Annotated in this window: 18 protein-coding genes; 7 read left to right on the forward strand and 11 right to left on the reverse strand. The window is 70.3% G+C overall.

Annotated features, from left to right (window positions below):
- Positions 1 to 129: 129 nt before the first annotated feature.
- Complete coding sequence (locus OG730_RS12380) at positions 130 to 1,338, forward strand: serine hydrolase domain-containing protein (RefSeq protein WP_327304298.1); 1,209 nt, start codon at positions 130 to 132, stop codon at positions 1,336 to 1,338.
- A gap of 7 nt (positions 1,339 to 1,345) precedes the next feature.
- On the opposite strand, the gene OG730_RS12385 is transcribed toward OG730_RS12380, so the two are convergent.
- The 3 genes from OG730_RS12385 to OG730_RS12395 all read right to left on the reverse strand — a co-directional run bounded on the left by OG730_RS12385 (position 1,346) and on the right by OG730_RS12395 (position 4,694).
- Entirely contained in the window at positions 1,346 to 1,867 is a 522-nt protein-coding gene (locus OG730_RS12385) for a hypothetical protein (protein WP_327304299.1), read from the reverse strand.
- A 90-nt stretch (positions 1,868 to 1,957) separates the two neighbouring features.
- Positions 1,958 to 3,136 (reverse strand): polyamine ABC transporter substrate-binding protein, encoded by a 1,179-nt coding sequence (locus tag OG730_RS12390; RefSeq protein WP_327304300.1) that lies wholly within the window; start codon positions 3,134 to 3,136, stop codon positions 1,958 to 1,960.
- Between the two features lie 118 nt (positions 3,137 to 3,254).
- Positions 3,255 to 4,694, reverse strand: coding sequence for a gamma-aminobutyraldehyde dehydrogenase (locus OG730_RS12395; RefSeq protein WP_327304301.1), 1,440 nt, complete (start codon positions 4,692 to 4,694; stop codon positions 3,255 to 3,257).
- A 172-nt stretch (positions 4,695 to 4,866) separates the two neighbouring features.
- Between OG730_RS12395 and OG730_RS12400 the strand changes: the two genes are divergently transcribed.
- From OG730_RS12400 to OG730_RS12425, 6 genes are all read left to right on the forward strand, one after another.
- The gene (locus OG730_RS12400; RefSeq protein ID WP_327304302.1) at positions 4,867 to 5,370 is read left to right on the forward strand and encodes an Lrp/AsnC family transcriptional regulator; all 504 of its coding nucleotides are present in this window, start codon (positions 4,867 to 4,869) and stop codon (positions 5,368 to 5,370) included.
- Between the two features lie 3 nt (positions 5,371 to 5,373).
- The gene (locus tag OG730_RS12405; RefSeq protein ID WP_327304303.1) at positions 5,374 to 6,735 is read left to right on the forward strand and encodes an aspartate aminotransferase family protein; all 1,362 of its coding nucleotides are present in this window, start codon (positions 5,374 to 5,376) and stop codon (positions 6,733 to 6,735) included.
- 185 nt (positions 6,736 to 6,920) lie between these two features.
- On the forward strand, positions 6,921 to 7,730 hold the full coding sequence (locus tag OG730_RS12410; protein ID WP_442814891.1) for an ABC transporter ATP-binding protein: 810 nt from the start codon (positions 6,921 to 6,923) through the stop codon (positions 7,728 to 7,730).
- Positions 7,712 to 8,785 carry a hypothetical protein gene (locus OG730_RS12415; RefSeq protein WP_327304305.1) on the forward strand — a complete coding sequence of 358 codons (1,074 nt, stop codon included), beginning with the start codon at positions 7,712 to 7,714 and terminating at the stop codon, positions 8,783 to 8,785. Before OG730_RS12410 ends, OG730_RS12415 begins: the two co-directional genes overlap by 19 nt.
- Positions 8,786 to 8,811: 26 nt before the next feature.
- Entirely contained in the window at positions 8,812 to 9,921 is a 1,110-nt protein-coding gene (locus OG730_RS12420) for an LOG family protein (protein ID WP_327304306.1), read from the forward strand.
- A gap of 101 nt (positions 9,922 to 10,022) precedes the next feature.
- The gene (locus OG730_RS12425; RefSeq protein ID WP_327304307.1) at positions 10,023 to 10,928 is read left to right on the forward strand and encodes a DMT family protein; all 906 of its coding nucleotides are present in this window, start codon (positions 10,023 to 10,025) and stop codon (positions 10,926 to 10,928) included.
- Between the two features lie 180 nt (positions 10,929 to 11,108).
- On the opposite strand, the gene OG730_RS12430 is transcribed toward OG730_RS12425, so the two are convergent.
- The 8 genes from OG730_RS12430 to tsf form a co-directional block, all read right to left on the reverse strand.
- Positions 11,109 to 12,131 carry an ABC transporter ATP-binding protein gene (locus OG730_RS12430; RefSeq protein WP_327304308.1) on the reverse strand — a complete coding sequence of 341 codons (1,023 nt, stop codon included), beginning with the start codon at positions 12,129 to 12,131 and terminating at the stop codon, positions 11,109 to 11,111.
- Complete coding sequence (locus OG730_RS12435) at positions 12,131 to 13,747, reverse strand: ABC transporter permease (protein WP_327304309.1); 1,617 nt, start codon at positions 13,745 to 13,747, stop codon at positions 12,131 to 12,133. The genes OG730_RS12430 and OG730_RS12435 overlap by 1 nt, the downstream gene beginning before the upstream one ends.
- A 59-nt stretch (positions 13,748 to 13,806) precedes the next feature.
- The gene (locus OG730_RS12440) at positions 13,807 to 14,910 is read right to left on the reverse strand and encodes a thiamine ABC transporter substrate-binding protein (RefSeq protein WP_327304310.1); all 1,104 of its coding nucleotides are present in this window, start codon (positions 14,908 to 14,910) and stop codon (positions 13,807 to 13,809) included.
- 251 nt (positions 14,911 to 15,161) lie between these two features.
- Complete coding sequence (gene rlmN, locus OG730_RS12445) at positions 15,162 to 16,274, reverse strand: dual-specificity RNA methyltransferase RlmN (RefSeq protein ID WP_327304311.1); 1,113 nt, start codon at positions 16,272 to 16,274, stop codon at positions 15,162 to 15,164.
- Between the two features lie 93 nt (positions 16,275 to 16,367).
- Positions 16,368 to 17,447: a phosphatidate cytidylyltransferase gene (locus OG730_RS12450; RefSeq protein ID WP_327304312.1), complete on the reverse strand. Its 1,080-nt coding sequence runs from the start codon at positions 17,445 to 17,447 to the stop codon at positions 16,368 to 16,370.
- Positions 17,447 to 18,004 carry a ribosome recycling factor gene (gene frr, locus OG730_RS12455; protein WP_112453867.1) on the reverse strand — a complete coding sequence of 186 codons (558 nt, stop codon included), beginning with the start codon at positions 18,002 to 18,004 and terminating at the stop codon, positions 17,447 to 17,449. The genes OG730_RS12450 and frr overlap by 1 nt, the downstream gene beginning before the upstream one ends.
- A 50-nt stretch (positions 18,005 to 18,054) precedes the next feature.
- The gene (pyrH, locus tag OG730_RS12460) at positions 18,055 to 18,834 is read right to left on the reverse strand and encodes a UMP kinase (RefSeq protein ID WP_327304313.1); all 780 of its coding nucleotides are present in this window, start codon (positions 18,832 to 18,834) and stop codon (positions 18,055 to 18,057) included.
- 162 nt (positions 18,835 to 18,996) lie between these two features.
- On the reverse strand, positions 18,997 to 19,833 hold the full coding sequence (gene tsf, locus OG730_RS12465; RefSeq protein ID WP_327304314.1) for a translation elongation factor Ts: 837 nt from the start codon (positions 19,831 to 19,833) through the stop codon (positions 18,997 to 18,999).
- Positions 19,834 to 19,917: the final 84 nt, after the last annotated feature.

Raw genomic sequence — 19,917 nt, forward strand, 5'->3', positions numbered from 1 at the left:
AGCTCTCGGTGGTGAGTTGTCGTACCGGCAAAGACCCCTCTTGATGGTGATCCGCAACTACCCCTTTGACCAGCAACATTGAGGTCATCGGGGCGGAAGTCGCCCGGAGAGCCGACAGGGGGATCCACCATGAACCGAGCGACCCGCACACTGATCGCCACCGCCCTGGTCCTGGGCGTCGCGGCCGGACCGGCCGCCGCCCACGCCGGGTCGGTGGGGGCGTCTGCCCCGGCCGTCAGCTCCGCGACGCAGGGGCCCGCACCGCAGGTCTCGACCCCGCCTAACGCCACGGCACTGGAGCAGGCGCTCGCGGGGCTCGGGGCGGACCACAAGGACGCCACGGCCGCGCTGGTACGGGTGGGCGGCGCGAGCGGCAGCTGGCAGGGCGGTTCCGGTGTCGCGGACATCCGCACCGGGCGCGCGGCGATCGAGGAGGGCCGGTTCCGGGCCGGATCGGTCACCAAGGTCTTCACCTCGGCGGTAGTGCTCCAGCTCGCCGCCGAGGGCAGGCTCGACCTCGACGGGCCGGTCCGCCGGTACCTGCCCGGGACCGTCCCCGAGGCTTACGGCGCGGTCACCGTACGGCAGTTGCTCAACCACACCAGCGGGATTCCGGCGGCCGACGGTCCGGGCGACTCCTTCGAGGCGCAGTGGGAGCACCGCTTCGACGTGACCGATCCGCACGACCAGATCGCCGATGCGGCGGCCAAGAGCCCCGAGTTCGCCCCGGGCACGGCCCAGCACTACCTGAACATCAACTACACGGTGCTGGGCGCGCTGATCGAGAAGGTGACGGGCGGGACGTACGAGAAGGCGGTCGCGGCGCGGGTACTGAAGCCGCTGGGGCTGCGGGACACCTCGTTCCCGGGCCGTTTCCAGACCCGCATACCGGGTCGCCACAACCACGGGTACCAGGCGGTGGCGCGCCAGGACGGTTCCACCGAGCTGCGGGACGTGACGGAGTGGAACTCCTCGGACCGGTGGGCGGCGGGCGACATCATCTCCACCACGGCCGATCTGGAGCGGTTCACCGTCGCCCTGTTCGGCGGACGCCTCGTACCGGCGGCGCAGTTGGAGGAGATGTTCACGGTCCCCGGGGTCAAGGACTTCGTCACGGGCAAGTCCGCGACGCTGACGGCCGGGATGTCGCGGATGAAGCTGCCCGACGGCACGGTCGCCTGGGGCAAGACGGGCGGCCGGCACGGCTACAACACCGCGATAGGCGGGACCCGCGACCTGTCCCGCACCCTTGTGTACTCGGTCAACTCGACCGATGCCAAGGGCCAGGACATGAACCCGGTGGCCCTCGGCATCATCATGGCCGCCTTCGCCCAGTAGCCCGGACTCAGACCCGGGTCCCGGCCGGTGCCGGTGCCGGGGCCACGGACGGGGCCCGGCCTGCGTCCGCCGGCATCGCCTCCAGCCGCTTGATCATGCGTCGCAGGATCAGCAGCGGGATCACCCCGAAGGCGCCGAAGGACATGTCGATCAGCGACCACCAGACGGGGATGCCCCGGACGGGAGCGCAGATCAGGGCCAGCGGGATGATGCCGGCGCAGGCGATCATGCCGGCCTCGACGATCCAGATGTTCCGGACGGGATCGCGGTGGACCCCGTAGAAGAACACCGCGATCACCAGATGGGCGAAGGCGAGCCAGTCGGTGCCGTAGAGGAGGAAGGGGTATTCGGAATCCGCCCGCACCAGCCCGTCCCCGACGTGTCGCAACCACGCGTTGTCCAGCAGGGCGTTGGCCCAGCGGAGCTCGCTCACCAGGGGGAAGGCGGTGAGTCCGCTCAGCACGAGGCAGACGAGGAACAGGGCAAGCCAGGCACGGATCCGCCGCAGAAGGGCGCTTCTCTCGCTCATGGGAGGAAGCCTACGCAGTTTTCTGAACATGTTCAGCCGAATTGCTGAACATGTTCAGTTCCGCTGCCGGGTCGCGATCGGGCCCGCCCCTCAAAGACCGACGATGCCGTTCCAGCGCTTGGCGAAGGACGAGCGCTCGGCGGAGGAGATGTCGCGGGCCACGACGAGCCGCTTGCGCATGTCCTCGTCGGGGAAGATCAGCGGGTTCTCGGCCAGTTCGGCGGTCTCCTGGTCGTCCGAGGCGGCCAGCACCTCGCGGGCGGCGGGGACCGGACAGACGTAGTTGACGGAGGCGGCGAGCAGCGCGGCCACTTCCGGGTCGTAGTAGAAGTCGATGAGCGCCTCGGCGTTGGCCTTGCGGGGAGCCAGGTTGGGGATGAGCAGGCTCTCCGCCCAGAGTTCGCCCCCTTCCTCGGGGACCACGAACTCGATGTCGGGGTTGTCGGCCTGGAGCTGGATCGCGTCCCCGGAGTACGCCTGGCAGGCCAGCACGTCGCCCTTGCTCAGGTCGGAGGTGTAGTCGTTGCCGGTGAAGCGGCGGATGTGCTTCTTCTTCACCATGCTCTCGACCTGGTCGCACATCCGGTGGAAATCGGTTTCGGTCCACCGGGTCACGTCGGCCCCGTTGCCCTGCATCAGCAGGGAGAAGGACTCGTCGAGGCCGGAGAAGAGCGTCACCTTGCCGGCCAGGTCCGGGTGCCACAGGTCCTTGACGGACTTGATCTCGCGGCCGAGGGCCTTGCGGTTGTAGGCGATGCCTGTGATCCCCGACTGCCAGGGCACGGTGTGCAGCCGGCCCTCGTCGAAGGCGGGCGAGCGCAGTTGCGGGTCCAGGTGCTTCGACACGTTCGCCTGCGCCGAGCGGTCCATCTTCTGGGCCCAGCCGAGGCGGACGAAGCGGGCGGCCATCCAGTCGCTGACCACGACCACGTCGTGACCGGTCTGCTGGTGGTTCATCAGCGCCGGGCTGATCTTGCCGAAGAACTCGTCGTTGTCGTTGATCTCCTCGGTGTACCGGACCTCGATGCCGGTCTTCTCCGAGAAGGCCTCCAGGGTCGGGCGCCGGCTCTCGTCCTCTTCGTCGGTGTCGATGTAGAGGGGCCAGTTGGAGAAGGCGACGCTCCGGTCGGCGACGGAGCGGTCCCGGCCCTCCCGCCGGTCCTCCGGGACGTACGCGGCCGGGACACCACAGCCGGTGAGGCCGGCCAGCAGGCCCGCGGCACCGAGGCCGCGCAGCGCCGCGCGGCGGGAAAAGGCGAGTTCAGGCATGGAAGGAGCCTGGTGGAACGCCAAAGGGCGGGCAATAGACATGTTGTCTACTACCCGCCCCTTCAAGGCAGTGCCCTGGCCGATGCGGCGGCCGTCAGGCCGCCCGCCCGGCTTCCGGTCAGCCGTCGAGCGAGGTCATGACGTGCTTGATGCGCGTGTAGTCCTCGAAGCCGTAGGCGGAGAGGTCCTTGCCGTAGCCGGACTTCTTGTATCCGCCGTGGGGCATCTCGGCGACGAGCGGGATGTGGGTGTTGATCCACACGCAGCCGAAGTCGAGGTTCTTGGACATCCGCATCGCGCGGCCGTGGTCCTTGGTCCACACCGACGAGGCGAGCGCGAACTCGACGTCGTTCGCGTACGCCAGGGCCTGGTCCTCGTCCGTGAAGGACTGGACCGTGATGACGGGGCCGAAGACCTCGTTCTGGATGATCTCGTCGTCCTGCTTGAGGCCCGAGACCACGGTCGGGGCGTAGAAGTAGCCCTTCTCGCCGACCTGGTGGCCGCCCGCCTCGACCTTGGCGTGGGCGGGGAGCCGCTCGATGAAGCCCGCGACCTGCTTCAGCTGGTTCGGGTTGTTCAGCGGACCGTAGAGCACGTCCTCGTCGTCCGGCTGACCGGTCTTGGTGTCGGCCGCGTTCTTGGCCAGCGCCGCGACGAACTCGTCGTGGATCGACTCGTGGACCAGTACGCGGCAGGCCGCGGTGCAGTCCTGGCCGGCGTTGAAGAAGCCGGCGACCGCGATGTCCTCGGCGGCCTTGGCGATGTCGGCGTCCTCGAAGACCACGACGGGGGCCTTGCCGCCGAGCTCCAGGTGGACGCGCTTGACGTCCTTGGAGGCGCTCTCGGCGACCTGCATGCCCGCGCGCACCGAGCCGGTGATGGAGGCCATCGCCGGAGTGCGGTGCTCGACCATGGCCCGGCCGGTGTCGCGGTCGCCGCAGACGACGTTGAAGACGCCCTTGGGCAGGATCGAGCCGATGATCTCCGCCATCAGGATGGTGGAGGCCGGGGTGGTGTCCGAGGGCTTGAGGACCACGGTGTTGCCCGCGGCCAGGGCCGGGGCGAACTTCCAGACGGCCATCATCATCGGGTAGTTCCACGGAGCGACCTGCGCACAGACGCCGACCGGCTCACGGCGGACGATCGAGGTCATGCCCTCCATGTACTCGCCGGCCGAACGGCCCTCGAGCAGGCGCGCGGCACCGGCGAAGAAGCGGATCTGGTCCACCATCGGCGGCAGCTCCTCGCTGGCCGTGAGGCCGAGCGGCTTGCCGGTGTTCTCCGATTCGGTGGCGACCAGCTCGTCCGCGCGGGCCTCGAAGGCGTCCGCGATCTTCAGCAGGGCCTTCTGGCGCTCGGAGGGGGTCGCGTCGCGCCAGGACGGGAAGGCCGCGGCGGCGGCGGCCATGGCGGCGTCGACGTCCGCCTGGCCGGAGAGGGGGGCGGTCGCGTACGCCTCGCCCGTGGCGGGGTTGACCACCTCGGTGGTCCGCCCGTCGGCGGCGTCCTTGAACTCCCCGCCGATGTAGTTGCGCAGACGACGCAGTTCGGTGGTCACTACAGCCACACTCCTGTGATCACATGTCCAATGGTTGAGACAGCTACCCAAGCCTAGCCTCTCGGACGCCGTTTTCGACAGGCCCACACATCACGAACTACGGAATCAGTGAGATCTGACTCCCCAAACAACGAATTACATCGTTCTCGCCTTGCGGAACAGACGACTCCTCGTGCACAGTGAGGTCGTGGTCAGTCGAAGCGCAGATTCCAGGACAAGACAACCGTCCCCTTCGGTCGATGCTGTGTCCCTGGCGATCATCGAGCAACTGCAAGAGGACGGTCGCCGCCCCTACGCGGCGATCGGCAAGGCCGTCGGCCTGTCCGAAGCAGCGGTGCGCCAGCGGGTTCAGAAGCTGCTCGACCAGGGCGTCATGCAGATCGTCGCCGTCACCGACCCGCTCACCGTGGGGCTCCGGCGCCAGGCGATGGTCGGCATCAACGTCGAGGGAGACCTCGACCCCGTGGCCGACGCGCTGACCGCGATGGCCGAATGCGAGTACGTGGTGATGACCGCGGGCTCGTTCGACCTGATGGTGGAGATCGTCTGCGAGGACGACGACCACCTGCTCGACACGATCAACAAGAAGATCCGTGCGCTCCCCGGCGTGCGATCAACCGAAAGCTTCGTTTACCTGAAGCTGAAGAAGCAGACCTACATGTGGGGAACGAGATAGCCCGTGAGCCAGGACCTCTCCAAGACCGCGTACGACCACCTGTGGATGCACTTCACCCGCATGTCGTCATACGAGAACTCGCCCGTCCCCACCATCGTGCGGGGTGAGGGCACCTACATCTTCGACGACAAGGGCAAGCGCTACCTGGACGGTCTCGCCGGACTGTTCGTGGTCAACGCCGGTCACGGCCGCAAGGAACTGGCCGAGGTCGCCTACAAGCAGGCGCAGGAACTCGCGTTCTTCCCCATCTGGTCGTACGCGCACCCCAAGGCCGTCGAGCTCGCCGAGCGCCTCGCGCACTACGCCCCGGGCGACCTGAACAAGGTCTTCTTCACCACCGGTGGCGGCGAGGCCGTCGAGACCGCCTGGAAGCTCGCCAAGCAGTACTTCAAGCTGCAGGGCAAGCACACCAAGTACAAGGTCATCTCCCGCGCGGTCGCCTATCACGGCACCCCGCAGGGCGCGCTGTCCATCACCGGCCTGCCGGCCCTCAAGGCCCCCTTCGAGCCGCTGGTCCCCGGCGCGCACAAGGTGGTCAACACCAACATCTACCGCGCCCCGATCTACGGCGACGACCCCGAGGCCTACGGCCGCTGGTGCGCCGACCAGATCGAGCAGGAGATCCTGTTCGAGGGCGCCGACACCGTCGCCGCCGTCTTCCTGGAGCCGGTGCAGAACGCCGGTGGCTGCTTCCCGCCGCCGCCCGGCTACTTCCAGCGCGTCCGCGAGATCTGTGACGAGTACGACGTCCTGCTCGTCTCCGACGAGACGATCTGCGCCTTCGGCCGCCTCGGCACGATGTTCGCCTGTGACAAGTTCGACTACATCCCGGACATGATCACCTGCGCCAAGGGCATGACCTCGGGCTACTCCCCGATCGGTGCCTGCATCATCTCGGACCGCCTCGCCGAGCCGTTCTACAAGGGTGACAACACCTTCCTGCACGGCTACACCTTCGGAGGACACCCGGTGTCCTCCGCGGTGGCGCTCGCCAACCTCGACATCTTCGACAAGGAAGGCCTCAACCAGCACGTGCTGGACAACGAGGACGCCTTCCGCTCGACGCTGGAGAAGCTGCACGACCTGCCGATCGTCGGCGACGTCCGCGGCAACGGCTACTTCTACGGCATCGAGCTCGTCAAGGACAAGGCCACCAAGGAGTCCTTCACGGACGAGGAGACCGAGCGCGTGCTCTACGGCTTCCTCTCCAAGGCGCTCTTCGAGAACGGCCTGTACTGCCGCGCCGACGACCGTGGCGACCCGGTCATCCAGCTGGCCCCGCCGCTGATCGCCGACCAGGGCACCTTCGACGAGATCGAGGGCATCCTGCGCCGCGTGCTCACCGAGGCCTGGACCAAGCTCTAACCAGCCCGCGTCCTCCCACCGTCCCGCAGGCGGCAAACTGCCGGACCACACGGCCCGGATCCTCCGTTCGAGTGAGAACGAGGGGGTCCGGGCCGTGTGCTGTCACCATCCAAGACGTTCATCTCTTTACATCTCATTGCGGCGCCAGTGACCAAGCGGGCTCCGCTTCGTTCCCCCGGACGGAGGTGTACGCCATGGTGGCTCCACGGGACAACGCCGCGCTGGACAATGCCCGGCCCGACAGTGCCCTGCCCCAGGACGATCTGCTCTGGGCACGGTCCCTTCACTACTCCCACAGCGGTTCACCGGGCCTGATCGGGGTCTCGGTCGGCGTCCGCTCGGGAGAGATCCTCGCCGTGACCGGCCCCCGGGGCAGCGGCAAGACCACGCTGCTGCGCTGCCTGTCCGGACAGCTCCGGCCCGAGCAGGGCGAGGTCTGGTTCAACAGCGTCCCCGTGCACACCATGGGCGCCCCGGCCCGCGAGCGGCTGCGCCGCGACCGCTTCGGCTGGATCGGCCCCGAGCCGCGGCTGCTGCCCGAGCTCCGCGTCTGGGAGAACGCCGCCCTGCCGCTGCTGATCGCCGGCGCGAGTCACCGCACCGCGAAACGGGCCGCCTGCGAATGGCTGGACCGCCTCGACATCGGCGCCTTCGCCCGCAAGCACCCCGGCGCCCTCAACCGGGCCGAGTCCCAGCGCGTCGCGCTCGCCCGCGCCCTCGCGCACCTGCCCGCCGTGGTCTTCGCCGACGAACCCACCGCCCCGCTGCACCGCGCCGAGCGCTCCCTGCTGCTGCGCACGCTCACCACGGCCGCCCGCTCCCACGGCATCACCGTGCTCCTGGCCACCCACGACGAGGAGACCGCGGCCGCCGCCGACCGGCGCTTCTCCCTGCTGGACGGCCGACCCGCCGCCGCGGCGACCGCGGCCGGGCTCTCCCCCACCTCCTTCCCCCAGCCCCCGGAGGAACAGGCCGCGTGCTCGCTCTCCGCCTAGCCCGCGGCTCCCGGCCGCTGGTACAGCTGCGCCGGCTGCTCGTCGCCGCCGCGTCGGCCGGCAGCGGCTTCCTGCTGCTGTACGTGCTCGCGCAGGCCACGGCCCGGCCCGCCGGATCGTTCCCTCAGCTGCTGTGGGCCCTGGTCCCCCTCGGCGCCACCGTCCAGTTCGCCGTCGCCGTGGCCCGGACCGACCCCGCGACCCGGCCCCTGGAGGGGCTGGACGCCGCCGGGCTGGGACCCGTACGGCTCACGCTGGTCGCGACGATCTCCACCGCCGTGGCCTGCGCCCTCGGCAGCGCCGTGGCCCTGGCCGTCTTCCTCCACCTGCGCGGGGAGGTGACGGGGTTCCCGTTCGACGGTGCCGGGGCCGGCTTGCTCCACGCCGACCAGCCCCTGCCCGTGGCCGCCGCCCTCACCCTGCTGGCCCTGCTCCCGGTGGCCGCCTCGATCGCCACCGCCCTCGCCCTGCGCCCGCACCCCCGGCCCGCGCCGCAGGCCGCACTGCCCTGGGGCATCGCCCTCACCGCCTGCGGACTCGCCGCGCTGGCCTACGCCCGCCCCGGCGGAGCCGGCGTGCCCGCGGGCTGGGCCCTGACCGCCCTCGGACTGGCCCTCGCCGGTCCGGGCCTCGCCTATGCCTGCGGGGCGCTGGTCCAGGCCGTCCGCCCGGGCGCGCTCCGGCTGCTGGCCGGGCGGGCCCTCCAGGAGGAGGCCCCCCGGCTGGGCGCACCCCTCGGGGTCCTGTGCGCCGTCGGGGCGGGCGCCCTCAGCGCCCTGGCCCTGCGCGACCACGGCGGACTCCAGGTCCCGCTCGGCCCGCTGACCGCTCCCGCCGCCGCCCTGGTGGCCCTGTGCGCGACCGCCACCCTGCTCACCTCCGCGGTCGAGGTCCACCAGGCCCGGGCCGCCACCCGCGAGACCCTGACCGGGCTCGGCGCCCCGGGCAAGGTCCTCCGTACGGCCGCGACCGTACGGGCCACCGCGCTGGTGGCGGTGTGCCTGCCGCTCAGCTGGGGTGTGTCACAGCTGACGTCGCTGGCATTGACCCGCTGAGGTGAGCAGCCCTTAGGGTGGGCCGAATGGTCAACCCACACATCGAGACCGACAACGAGATCGAGACCCTCGCCGAATTCGACCGGGTCGTGGCCCGCGGCTCGCTCAGCGGGTACCGGATCCAGTCGGTCAACCTGCTGGAGCGGACCTTCGCACTGCTGTCCGCCGACACCTCGTCCGCCGTGTTCCTGGGCTGCGCGATGGAACCGGACGCCTCGGCCAAGGTGCGCGCGGACGGCGCCCTGGTGTTCCCGCCCGTCCCCGACCTCCCGTTCAATCCCTACCGGGGCCTGCTCTACACGCCGGAGGAGCTCTTCACCGGGCTGTCCGCCGGCTACGAGGCCACCCCGGACGCCGAGGCGTACGCCTGGTTCCAGGAGACCAAGGCGGAGGGCGACATCTACTCCTCGATGCTGCGCTCCATCCACGACGACGCCATCTCCGACGCCCTCGACGAGCACCTCGTGGGCGCCCGCGTCGTCGGGGTGATGGGCGGGCACGCCATGACCCGCGGCGGCGACGCCTACCGGGGCGCCGCCGAACTCGGCCGGACGCTGACCCGCTCCGGGCTGACCGTGGCCACCGGCGGCGGCCCGGGCGCCATGGAGGCGGCCAACCTCGGCGCGTACCTCGCCCCGGCCCCCGACGAGGCCCTGCCCGAAGCCCTGCGGATGCTGGCCAAGGCTCCGTCCTTCACCCCGTCCGTCTCCGACTGGGCGCGCGCGGCCTTCGCCGTACGGGAACGCTGGCCGGCGGTCACGGGCGGCGACTCGGTGGGCATCCCGACCTGGTTCTACGGACACGAGCCGCCGAACCCCTTCGCCGGCCACGTCGCGAAGTACTTCGCGAACGCCACCCGCGAGGACGGGCTGCTGGCACGGTCCAACGCGGGCGTGGTCTTCCTGCCCGGCGCGGCGGGCACGGTCCAGGAGATCTTCGACAACGCGACGCCCAACTACTACGAGTCCCGGAGCGAGCCGACCCCGATGATCCTCGTCGACCGCGTCCACTGGACCGAGCGGCTGCCCGCCTGGCCGCTGCTCCAGGCACTGGCCCGGGGCCGGGCGATGGAGTCCCGGATCGCCCTGGTCGACTCGGTGACCGAGGTCCCGGCGGCCCTCGCCGCGATGGGCTGACCTGAACGGCCTGCGCCGGCCAGGCAACTCCTCTCCCCTTTTCCACGTCTGGAAGAGGTACGCACTACGTAAAACCTGCCAGACGTGAACGGAGCCCACGGGTGCTCATAGGCCTGCTGACCGCTATCGCGGCGTCCATCTGCTACGGCACGGGATCCGTCCTGCAAGCCGTGGGCTCCCGGCGGGCGGCCCGGATGTCGCCCGCCGCCGCCGGGGTCACCCAGCACGGCGGCCCGAACCTCAGCTCCACGGCGAAAGCCGCGATGACCTGGGAGTTCATCGTCGGCACGATCCTGGACTTCGTGGGCTTCGGCCTGGGCGCCCTGGCCGCCCGACTCCTGCCGCTCTTCCTGTCCCAGACGGTCATCAGCGCCAACCTGGTGATCACGGCCGTGCTGAGCGTGAAGATGCTCGGCATCCGGCTGACCCGGAAGGAATGGACCTCCATCGGGGTCGTCTGCGCGGCCCTGGTCCTGCTGGCGACGGCGGCGGGCCACGAGGGCGGTCACTACGCGCCGGCCGCCACGCACTGGTGGCTCCTGGCCGTGACCGTACTGATCATCGTGGGCGGCACGGTGGCGGTACGTTTCCTCGGCGCCCGCGCCGCGATCCTGGCGGGCCTGCTGTCGGGTCTGGCGTTCGGTGCGCTGGGCGTCGGGGTCCGCGTCCTGAACGGCGTCGAGCCGTTCTCGTTCCCGGCCCTCCTCTCCGACCCGGCCCTGTACGCCATCGTCCTCGCCGGCGTCGGCGGCATGTACCTGCACACCGTGGCGCTCCAGATCGGCTCGGTGAACGGCGCCACCGCCGCCCTGGTGGTCGGCGAAACCGTGCTCCCCGGAGCGATCGGCGTGCTCTGGCTGGGCGACGCGTCCCGCCCCGGCATGGCCTGGCTGGCGGTCCTCGGCTTCGTCCTGGCGGTGACCGGCGCGGTGGCCGTCGCCTGGTACGGCAACCACGAGGCCGCGGACGGAGAGGTCCCCGTCCCGGCACCGGCTCCGGTCGGCTGAAGCAGCCCCGCCGGGGTGTGTTCCTTCAGCCGTCCGGCGTTTGAGGACCGGGGTCTGGGGCGGAGCCCCAGGAGGGTCCGGGCAGCGCCCGGGGAACGGGCGAAGGGCGGGTAGGGGACTCCGCCCCGCAGGGCCCACCCAGCCGCACCCGCCCACCGGGCCCCGCACAGCGGCCCGGCCCTAATCCCCCGGCAGCACGACCACTTCGCCGGGGGCGAAGCTCACCGCGACCCGGTCCCCCACCCCGGGCGCCCCGGCCAAGTCACACTCCGCCTCCAGTACCGGCCCCACCTCGGGCCGGAGCAACAGCGCGACATGCGTCCCCCGGAAGGTCCGCGACACCACCTCGCACCCCAGTCCAGCAGGCGAAAGCACCACCCCGGCCGGCCGGACCAGCACCTGGCACTCCCCCTCGGAGGCCCCCGCCGCAACCGGCACCTTCCCCCACGCAGTGGAGGCGACCCCACCCGACACCACTGCCGGGACGACGTTCTCGAAGCCCAGGAACCGCGCCACGAACTCCGACGCCGGCCGCTCCCACACCTCCAGCGGGGTCCCCGCCTGCGCGATCCGCCCGTCCCGCATGACGACCACCCGGTCGGCCAGCGCGAACGCCTCGCCCTGGTCGTGCGTGACGGCCAGCACGGTCGTGCCCAGCCGCGAGAACAGCCCCTGCAACTCCACCACCAGCCGCTCCCGCAGCCCGCGGTCCAGCTGCCCGAGCGGCTCGTCCAGCATCAGGAGCCGCGGCGAGGGCGCCAGCGCCCGCGCCAGCGCGACCCGCTGCTGCTCGCCGCCGGACAGCGAGGCCACCGCCCGGCCCTGCGCCCCGGGCAGCCCGACGAGCTCCAGGAGCTCGGTGACCCGGGCCTCGGAGGTCTGCTTCGAAGCGCCCCGCATCCGCAGCCCGAACGCGACGTTCCCGCCCACGTCCCGATGCGGGAACAGCTGGTGGTCCTGGAACATCAGGCCCACCCCCCGCCGGTGCACGGGCACCGCTGCCTGGTCGGCGCCGCCCAGCAGCACCCTCCCGCCGGCGACGGGCTGGAGCCCGGCCACCACCCGGAGCAGAGTGGACTTGCCGCTCCCGCTGGGCCCCAGCACGCACACGATCTCGTGTTCGGCGACCACCAGGTCCACGGCGTCCACGACCGCGCGCTCACCGAAGCGGACCGACACCCCTTCCAGCTGAAGCAGGGTCATCAGAACTCTCCGGAGGTCTTGTCGGGTCGCAGTCGCTCCAGCGCCAGCAGGGACACCGCGCACACCAGCATCAGAATCGTGCTCAGGGCCATCGCCTGCCCGTAGTTCATCTCCCCGGCCCGCCCCAGCAGCCGTGCCACGGCGACCGGCAGCGTCGGATGGTCGGGCCGCGCGATGAAGACGGTCGCCCCGAACTCCCCGAGGGACACGGCGAAGGCGAAGCCCGCCGCGATCAGCAGGGCCCGCCGCACCATGGGCAGGTCCACCTCCCGCCAGGCCCGCAGCGGTGAGGCGCCGAGCACGGCGGCGGCCTCGCGCAGCCGTCCGTCCACCGCGCGGAGCACCGGCAGCATGGTCCGTACGACGAAGGGGACGCCCACCAGCGCCTGCGCCAGCGGCACCAGGATCCACGAGGTCCGCAGGTCCAGCGGCGGCTCGTCGAGCGTGATGAGGAAACCGAAGCCGACGGTGACGGCCGACACCCCCAGCGGGAGCATCAGCAGCGCGTCGAAGCCCCGTACGAAACGGCCCGCGCGCCGGGTCAGCGCGGCGGCCGCGAGCCCGCCGACGACCAGCGCGATGGCGGTGGCGGCGAGCGCGTACTGCAGGGAGTTCCAGATGGCCTCCAGCGGTGGCACCAGGAACGTTCCGCCGCCCGCGCCCACCTCCTGGAGCGCCCGGTAGAAGCCGAAGCCGTAGCCGCCGGGGGCGTCCAGCGAGCGCTCGACCAGCACGGCCAGCGGCGCCACGATCAGCAGCGCCACCGTCAGCAGCACCCCGCCGAGCAGGGTGCGCTGGGCCCAGCCGCGCGGCCGGTGCGTGGTCCGCCCCGGGGCGACGAGCCGCAGCGCGGTCTCCCGCTTGCGCACGGTCCAGGAGTGCACGCCGAGAATCGCTCCGATGGCCGCGAACTGCACCATCGTCAGCACCGCGGCCGTCGGCAGGTCCAGGAGCTGCGCGGTCTGCCGGTAGACCTCCACCTCCAGGGTGGAGTACGCGGGCCCGCCCAGGATCTGCACGACGCCGAAGGAGGAGAACGTGAACAGGAACACCATCAGCGAGGCGGCGGCGACGGCCGGGCCCAGCGCGGGCAGCGTCACGCGCCGCCAGGCGGCGAACCGCCCGGCGCCGAGCACCCGGGCGGCCTCCTCCTGACGCGGATCGAGCTGCGCCCACAGTCCGCCGACCGTGCGGATCACCACGGCGTAGTTGAAGAAGACGTGCGCGAGCAGGATCGCCCACACGGTCGTGTCGAGGCGGATCCCCCACACCTCGTCCAGCAGGCCGTTGCGCCCCACCAGCGCGAGGAAGGCGGTGCCGACCACGACGGTCGGCAGGACGAACGGCACCGTCACGAGCGCCCGCAGCAGTTGTTTGCCGGGGAACTCGAAGCGCGCGAAGACGTACGCGCCGGGGAGTGCGATCAGGAGCGTGAGCGCCGTGGACGCGAGCGCCTGCCAGGTGGTGAACCAGAGCACGTCGCCGATGTCGGGCCGGGCCAGCACCTCGCCGATCCGGCCGAACTGCCAGCCGGCGTCCGTCTTGAGCCCGCGCCCGACGATCGCGGCCACGGGGTAGGCGAAGAACAGCCCGAAGAAGACGAGCGGCACGGCCATCAGACCGAGCCTGACGGCCGTGGCCCGCCCGCTCTCCTTCGGTAGGGAACTGGGCCGTCCTACTTCACGACGAGCGCGGTCCACGCCTTGACCCACTGGTCGCGGTTCTTCGCGATGGCCTCGGGGGCGACCGTCTCGGGCTTCTCGATGACCACGCCGTGCTTGGTGAACAGCTCGGGCAGCACCGCGTCCTTGGTCACCGGGTTCACGAACATCTGGAGCGGCATGTCCTCCTGGAACTTCTTGGAGATCAGGAAGTCCAGGAGCGCCTTGCCGCCCTCCTCGTTCTTCGCGCCCTTGAGCAGACCGGCGAACTCGGTCTGCCGGAAGCACGTGCCCGTCGAGACGCCCGTGGGGGCCTCGGTCGGCTGCGGCTCGCCGTAGAGGACCTCGACCGGCGGGCTGGAGGCGTAGGAGACGACCAGCGGGCGGTCGCCCTTGGCCTTCTTGCCGCCCGCCGAGCCGGAGAAGCGCTCGTTGTAGGCCTGCTCCCAGCCGTCGACGACCTCGACGCCGTTGGCCTTCAGCTTGCTCCAGTAGTCCTTCCAGCCCTCGTCGCCGTACTTGCCGACGGAGGCGAGCAGGAAGCCGAGGCCGGGCGAGGAGGTCGCGGCGTTCTCGGTGACCAGCAGGTTCTTGTACTCCGGCTTGATCAGGTCGTCCAGCGTCTGCGGCGGGGCGAGCTTCTTGTCGGCGAAGTAGGCCTTGTCGTAGTTCACGCAGATGTCGCCGGAGTCGACCGGGGTGACCCGGTGCTCCTTGTCGAGGACGAACTCGGGCTTCACACCGGCCAGCCCCTTGGCCTCGTACGGCGTGAAGATGCCGTTGTCGAGGGCGCGGGAGAGCAGCGTGTTGTCCACGCCGAAGAAGACGTCGCCGCGCGGGGAGCCCTTGGTGAGGATCTCCTGGTTCAGCGCCGCGCCCGCGTCTCCGGACTTCAGGACCTTGACGGTGTAGCCGCTCTGCTGCTCGAACTCCTTGAGGACCGCTTCGGTCACGTTGAAGGAGTCGTGCGAGACGAGGGTGATCGTCTTGGACTTCGGGGCGGCGGACGCGGACGCCCCGGCGGGCTTGTCCTTGGCGTCGCCGCCGCAGGCGCTGAGCGTGGTGACGCCGAGCGCGGCCACGAGCGCGACGCCCGCCATCTTCTTGGTGGTGCTCATTGGTGCATTCCTCCTGGGATGTCCAGGAGAAGACGCGGCCCTGCCCGGCGCTCTGTGGAGCGGACGCCGGGCAGGGCGCAACAGCTTGAGTGATGACCGAACTTCCTACCCCGAATGACCGGGGCGAGGTTCAGAGGGTCTGCGGTGACGGTTACCGCACTCTCAGCGCTGTGGCGCTCCCCTGTCGGAATATGAAATTGGTTCGGCCACAGGGTACCCCGCGGCCGAATGCCCACCTCAATTGGCGGAAATCAGCGCTCCGAGGCGGCGAGCTGGCCGCACGCGCCGTCGATCTCCTGGCCACGGGTGTCGCGTACGGTCACCGGCACTCCGTGGCGGGCGATGGCCTCGACGAAGGCCTTCTCGTCCTCGGGGCGCGAGGCGGTCCACTTCGAGCCCGGCGTCGGGTTCAACGGGATCAGGTTGACGTGCACGCGCTTGCCCTTGAGCAGCCTGCCGAGCAGGTCACCGCGCCAGGCCTGGTCGTTGATGTCGCGGATCAGGGCGTACTCGATGGAGATCCGGCGGCCGGACTTCTCCGCGTACTCCCAGGCCGCGCCGAGCACCTCGCGGACGTTCCAGCGGGTGTTCACGGGGACCAGGGTGTCGCGCAGCTCGTCGTCCGGGGCGTGCAGGGAGACGGCGAGGCGGCACTTGAAGCCCTCGTCGGAGAAGCGCAGCATCGCCGGGACCAGGCCCACGGTGGAGACCGTGATGCCGCGCTGCGACAGGCCCAGGCCGTCGGGCTCCGGGTCGGTCAGGCGGCGGATGGCGCCGACGACGCGGTTGTAGTTGGCGAGCGGCTCGCCCATGCCCATGAAGACGATGTTCGACAGCCGGGCGGGCCCGCCGGGGACCTCGCCGTCGCGCAGGGCGCGCATGCCGTCGACGATCTGGTGGACGATCTCGGCCGTCGACAGGTTGCGGTCCAGACCGGCCTGCCCGGTGGCGCAGAACGGGCAGTTCATGCCGCAGCCGGCCTGCGAGGAGATGCACATGGTGACCCGGTCCGGGTAGCGCATGAGCACGGACTCGACGAGCGTGCCGTCGTGCAGCTTCCACAGGGTCTTGCGGGTGGTGTCGTCATCGCAGGAGATGTGGCGCAGGACGTTCATCAGGTCCGGCAGCAGCTCCTGCTGGAGCTTCTCCCGGGACGCGGCCGGGATGTCGGTCCACTCGGCCGGGTCGTGCGCGTACCGGGCGAAGTAGTGCTGGGAGAGCTGCTTGGCCCGGAACGGCTTCTCGCCGATCGCGGCGACGGCCTCCCGGCGCTCCTCGGGCGTGAGGTCGGCGAGGTGCCGGGGCGGCTTCTTCGCTCCACGAGGCGCGACGAAAGTGAGCTCTCCCGGGACAGGGCGGGCCATGGCAGGTACTCCTTGTAAGACGAAAGGCGCGCCGCAGAAGCAGCGCGCCTTCCAAGAGTAACCGCCCCGCCTGTACGGGCGCCTTTTCGCAGGTCAGCCGGTACCGACGAACAGCGCCAGCAGCAGCCAGACCACGGGGGCCGTCGGGAGCAGGGAGTCCAGCCGGTCCATGATGCCGCCGTGGCCCGGCAGCAGGGTGCCCATGTCCTTGATCCCGAGATCCCGCTTGATCATGGACTCCCCGAGGTCGCCGAGCGTGGCGCTGACGGCGACGGCGAAGCCGAGCACCAGGCCCTGCCACCAGACGCCCCCGTCGATCAGGAACTCCATGCACAGCGCGCCGGCCCCCATCGCGAAGGCCACCGCCCCGAAGAGCCCCTCGCGGGTCTTTCCGGGGCTGATGCGCGGGGCGAGCTTGGTCTTGCCGAAGCGCCACCCGACCGCGTAGGCCCCGGTGTCGCTGACCACGGTCAGGAGCAGGAAGGTGATCACCCGCTGCGGCCCGTCGTCGGCGGTGAGCAGCATCGCGACGAAGGTGGCCAGGAAGGGCACGTAGAACGCCGCGAAGGCGCCCGCCGTGACGTCCCGGAGGTAGTCCTCGGGCGGCTCGGTCATCCGCCAGACGAGGACGGCCAGCACCGTGAGCGCCATGGCCACCCAGGCACCCTCGGCACCGCGGAAGTATCCGGCGATGACCATGGCCGCGCCGCCGATGGCGAGCGGGACCAGCGGGGCCTTGATGCCCTTCTTCTCCTGGAGCCGGGAGGTGAGCTCCCACAGGCCGACGACCACCGCCACGACGACGACGCCGAGGAAGACCTCCTTGACGATGAGCAGCGAGGCGAAGATCACCGCGCCGAGGCCCACGCCGACCCCTATGGCGGCACCCAGGTCCCGCCCGGCCCGCTTCTTCTGAGGCGGGGGCGTGGCGTCCTGCGGTGCCGGCGAAGGCGGGGTCGGCGGGGGGCTGGGCATGGGCTCCTGCGGCGGCGTCTCGGCGCGGAAGAGGGAGCCGCCGTCAGCGGCGGCCCCCCGATCGCGTGCTTCCCGGTCGTCGAAGTCACGGCCGGCGGCATCGGGCACGATGGGCATGGGCCGAGTGTGCGGGCCCACCAGCGCATCGTAGGCGGGACCCGCCGGAACCGGCTCCGGCTGCCAGGAAGTGTCGTTCATCAGACTTCGAGGAGCTCGGCTTCCTTGTGCTTCAGGAGCTCGTCCACCTGCGCGACGTACTTCGCGGTGGTGTCGTCGAGCTCCTTCTCGGCGCGGCGCACCTCGTCCTCGCCGGCTTCCTTGTCCTTGACGAGCTTGTCGAGGGCGTCCTTCGCCTTGCGGCGAATGGCGCGGATCGACACCTTGGAGTCCTCGGCCTTGGTGCGCGCGACCTTGATGTACTCCTTGCGGCGGTCCTGCGTCAGCTCGGGGAAGGTCACCCGGATGATGCTGCCGTCGTTGCTGGGGTTGACGCCCAGGTCGGAGTCGCGGATGGCCGTCTCGATGTTGCGCAGGGCGCTCTTGTCGAACGGGGTCACGATCGCCATGCGCGGCTCGGGGACCGAGAAGGAGGCGAGCTGGTTGATGGGCGTGATGGCGCCGTAGTACTCCGCCACGATCTTGTTGAACATCGCCGGGTGCGCACGACCGGTGCGAATCGCGGCGAAGTCTTCCTTGGCGACGACGACGGCCTTTTCCATCTTCTCCTCGGCCTCGAGGAGGATCTCTTCGGTCACCACGTGCTCCTGCATGTCAGAAATGGATGGTTCAGGCGGACGGGGCCTGCTCAGGCCCGGGTGCCCTGGTCGCTCACGAGCGTGCCGATCTTCTCACCCTTGACGGCTCGCGCGATATTGCCCTCGGCGAGCAGCTCGAAGACCAGGATGGGCAGCTTGTTGTCGCGGCACAGCGTGATGGCGGTGGCATCGGCGACCTTGAGGTCGCGCGACAGCACCTCGCTGTACTCCAGCGCGTCGAACTTCACCGCGTCCGGGTTCTTCTTCGGGTCGGAGTCGTAGACCCCGTCGACGCCGTTCTTGCCCATGAGCAGGGCTTCCGCGTCGATCTCCAGGGCACGCTGGGCGGCCGTGGTGTCGGTGGAGAAGTAGGGCATGCCCATGCCGGCGCCGAAGATGACGACGCGGCCCTTCTCCAGGTGGCGCACGGCGCGCAGCGGGATGTACGGCTCGGCGACCTGGCCCATGGTGATGGCCGTCTGGACGCGGGAGTCGATGCCTTCCTTCTCCAGGAAGTCCTGGAGGGCGAGGCAGTTCATGACGGTGCCGAGCATGCCCATGTAGTCGGACCGGGCCCGGTCCATGCCGCGCTGCTGGAGCTCGGCGCCGCGGAAGAAGTTGCCACCGCCGATCACGATCGCGATCTCCGCGCCGTCGCGGACCACCGCGGCGACCTCGCGGGCGATGGCGTGGACCACGTCGGGGTCGACGCCGAGTCCTCCGCCACCGGAGAAGGCCTCGCCCGACAGCTTCAGCATGAAGCGGCGGCCCTTCTTGTCCTGGTCGCTCTTGTCGTCGGAAGCGGTGTGGGTGTCCACGCCCTGATTCATGGAGATCTCCTCGTGCACATACGAAGAAGGCCATTGCCGGTGGGTCCTCGCGGTTCCCTCTACGGCAATGGCCTCCTCGTCAGATCTGCGGTCGCCCTGCGCGAACGCGGGCGACTGCTTCAGACCCTACCGGGGTCCGGTGTCCGTCGCGTACGGACGGACTCAGATGCCGACCTTGATGCGCGAGAAGCGCACCAGGGTGACACCGGCCTCGTCCAGAACCTTCTGGACGGACTTCTTGGCGTCCAGGGCGTAGGCCTGGCCAAGCAGCGTGTTGTCGCGGAAGAAGCCGTTGACACGACCCTCGACGATCTTCGGCAGCGCGGCCTCCGGCTTGCCCTCGGCGCGGGTGACCTCTTCGGCCACACGGCGCTCGGACTCGACGACCTCGGCCGGCACGTCTTCCTTGGAGAGCCACTTCGGCGCGAACGCGGCGATGTGCTGCGCGACGCCGCGGGCGACCTCGGCGTTCTCCTTGTCGAGCTCGACCAGGACACCGATCTGGAACGGCAGGTCGGGCATCGTGCGGTGCATGTACGCCGCGACGTAGCCGCCGGTGAACTGCGCGAAGCGGTCCAGGACGATCTTCTCGCCGAGGTTGGCGTTGGCCTCGTCGACGAACGCCTGCACGGTCTTGCCGGGCTCGATCTCGGACGCCAGGAGCGCCTCGACGTCGGCCGGGGACGTGGCGGCGATGTGGTTGGCCAGCTGCTCGGTGACTGCCTGGAACTTGTCGCCCTTGGCGACGAAGTCCGTCTCGCACTTCAGCTCGACGAGGACACCGGAGGTGTTGTCGTCGGAGATGACGGAGACGACGGCACCGTTCTCGGCAGAACGGCCTTCGCGCTTGGCGACGCCCTTCTGACCCTTGATACGGAGCGCCTCGACGGCCTTGTCGACGTCACCGTCGGCCTCGACCAGCGCGTTCTTGCAGTCCAGCATGCCGACGCCGGTGAGCTCGCGGAGCTTCTTGACGTCAGCGGCGGTGTAGTTCGCCATGAGTCTGTGATTCTCTCTCGAAGTCGTAGATCTACGGGTGAACGGCGGAGGAGGCGCGCCCCAGGCGCGGCTCCCCCGCCGTCA

This window comes from Streptomyces sp. NBC_01298 (genome assembly GCF_035978755.1).
GTDB lineage: Bacteria > Actinomycetota > Actinomycetes > Streptomycetales > Streptomycetaceae > Streptomyces.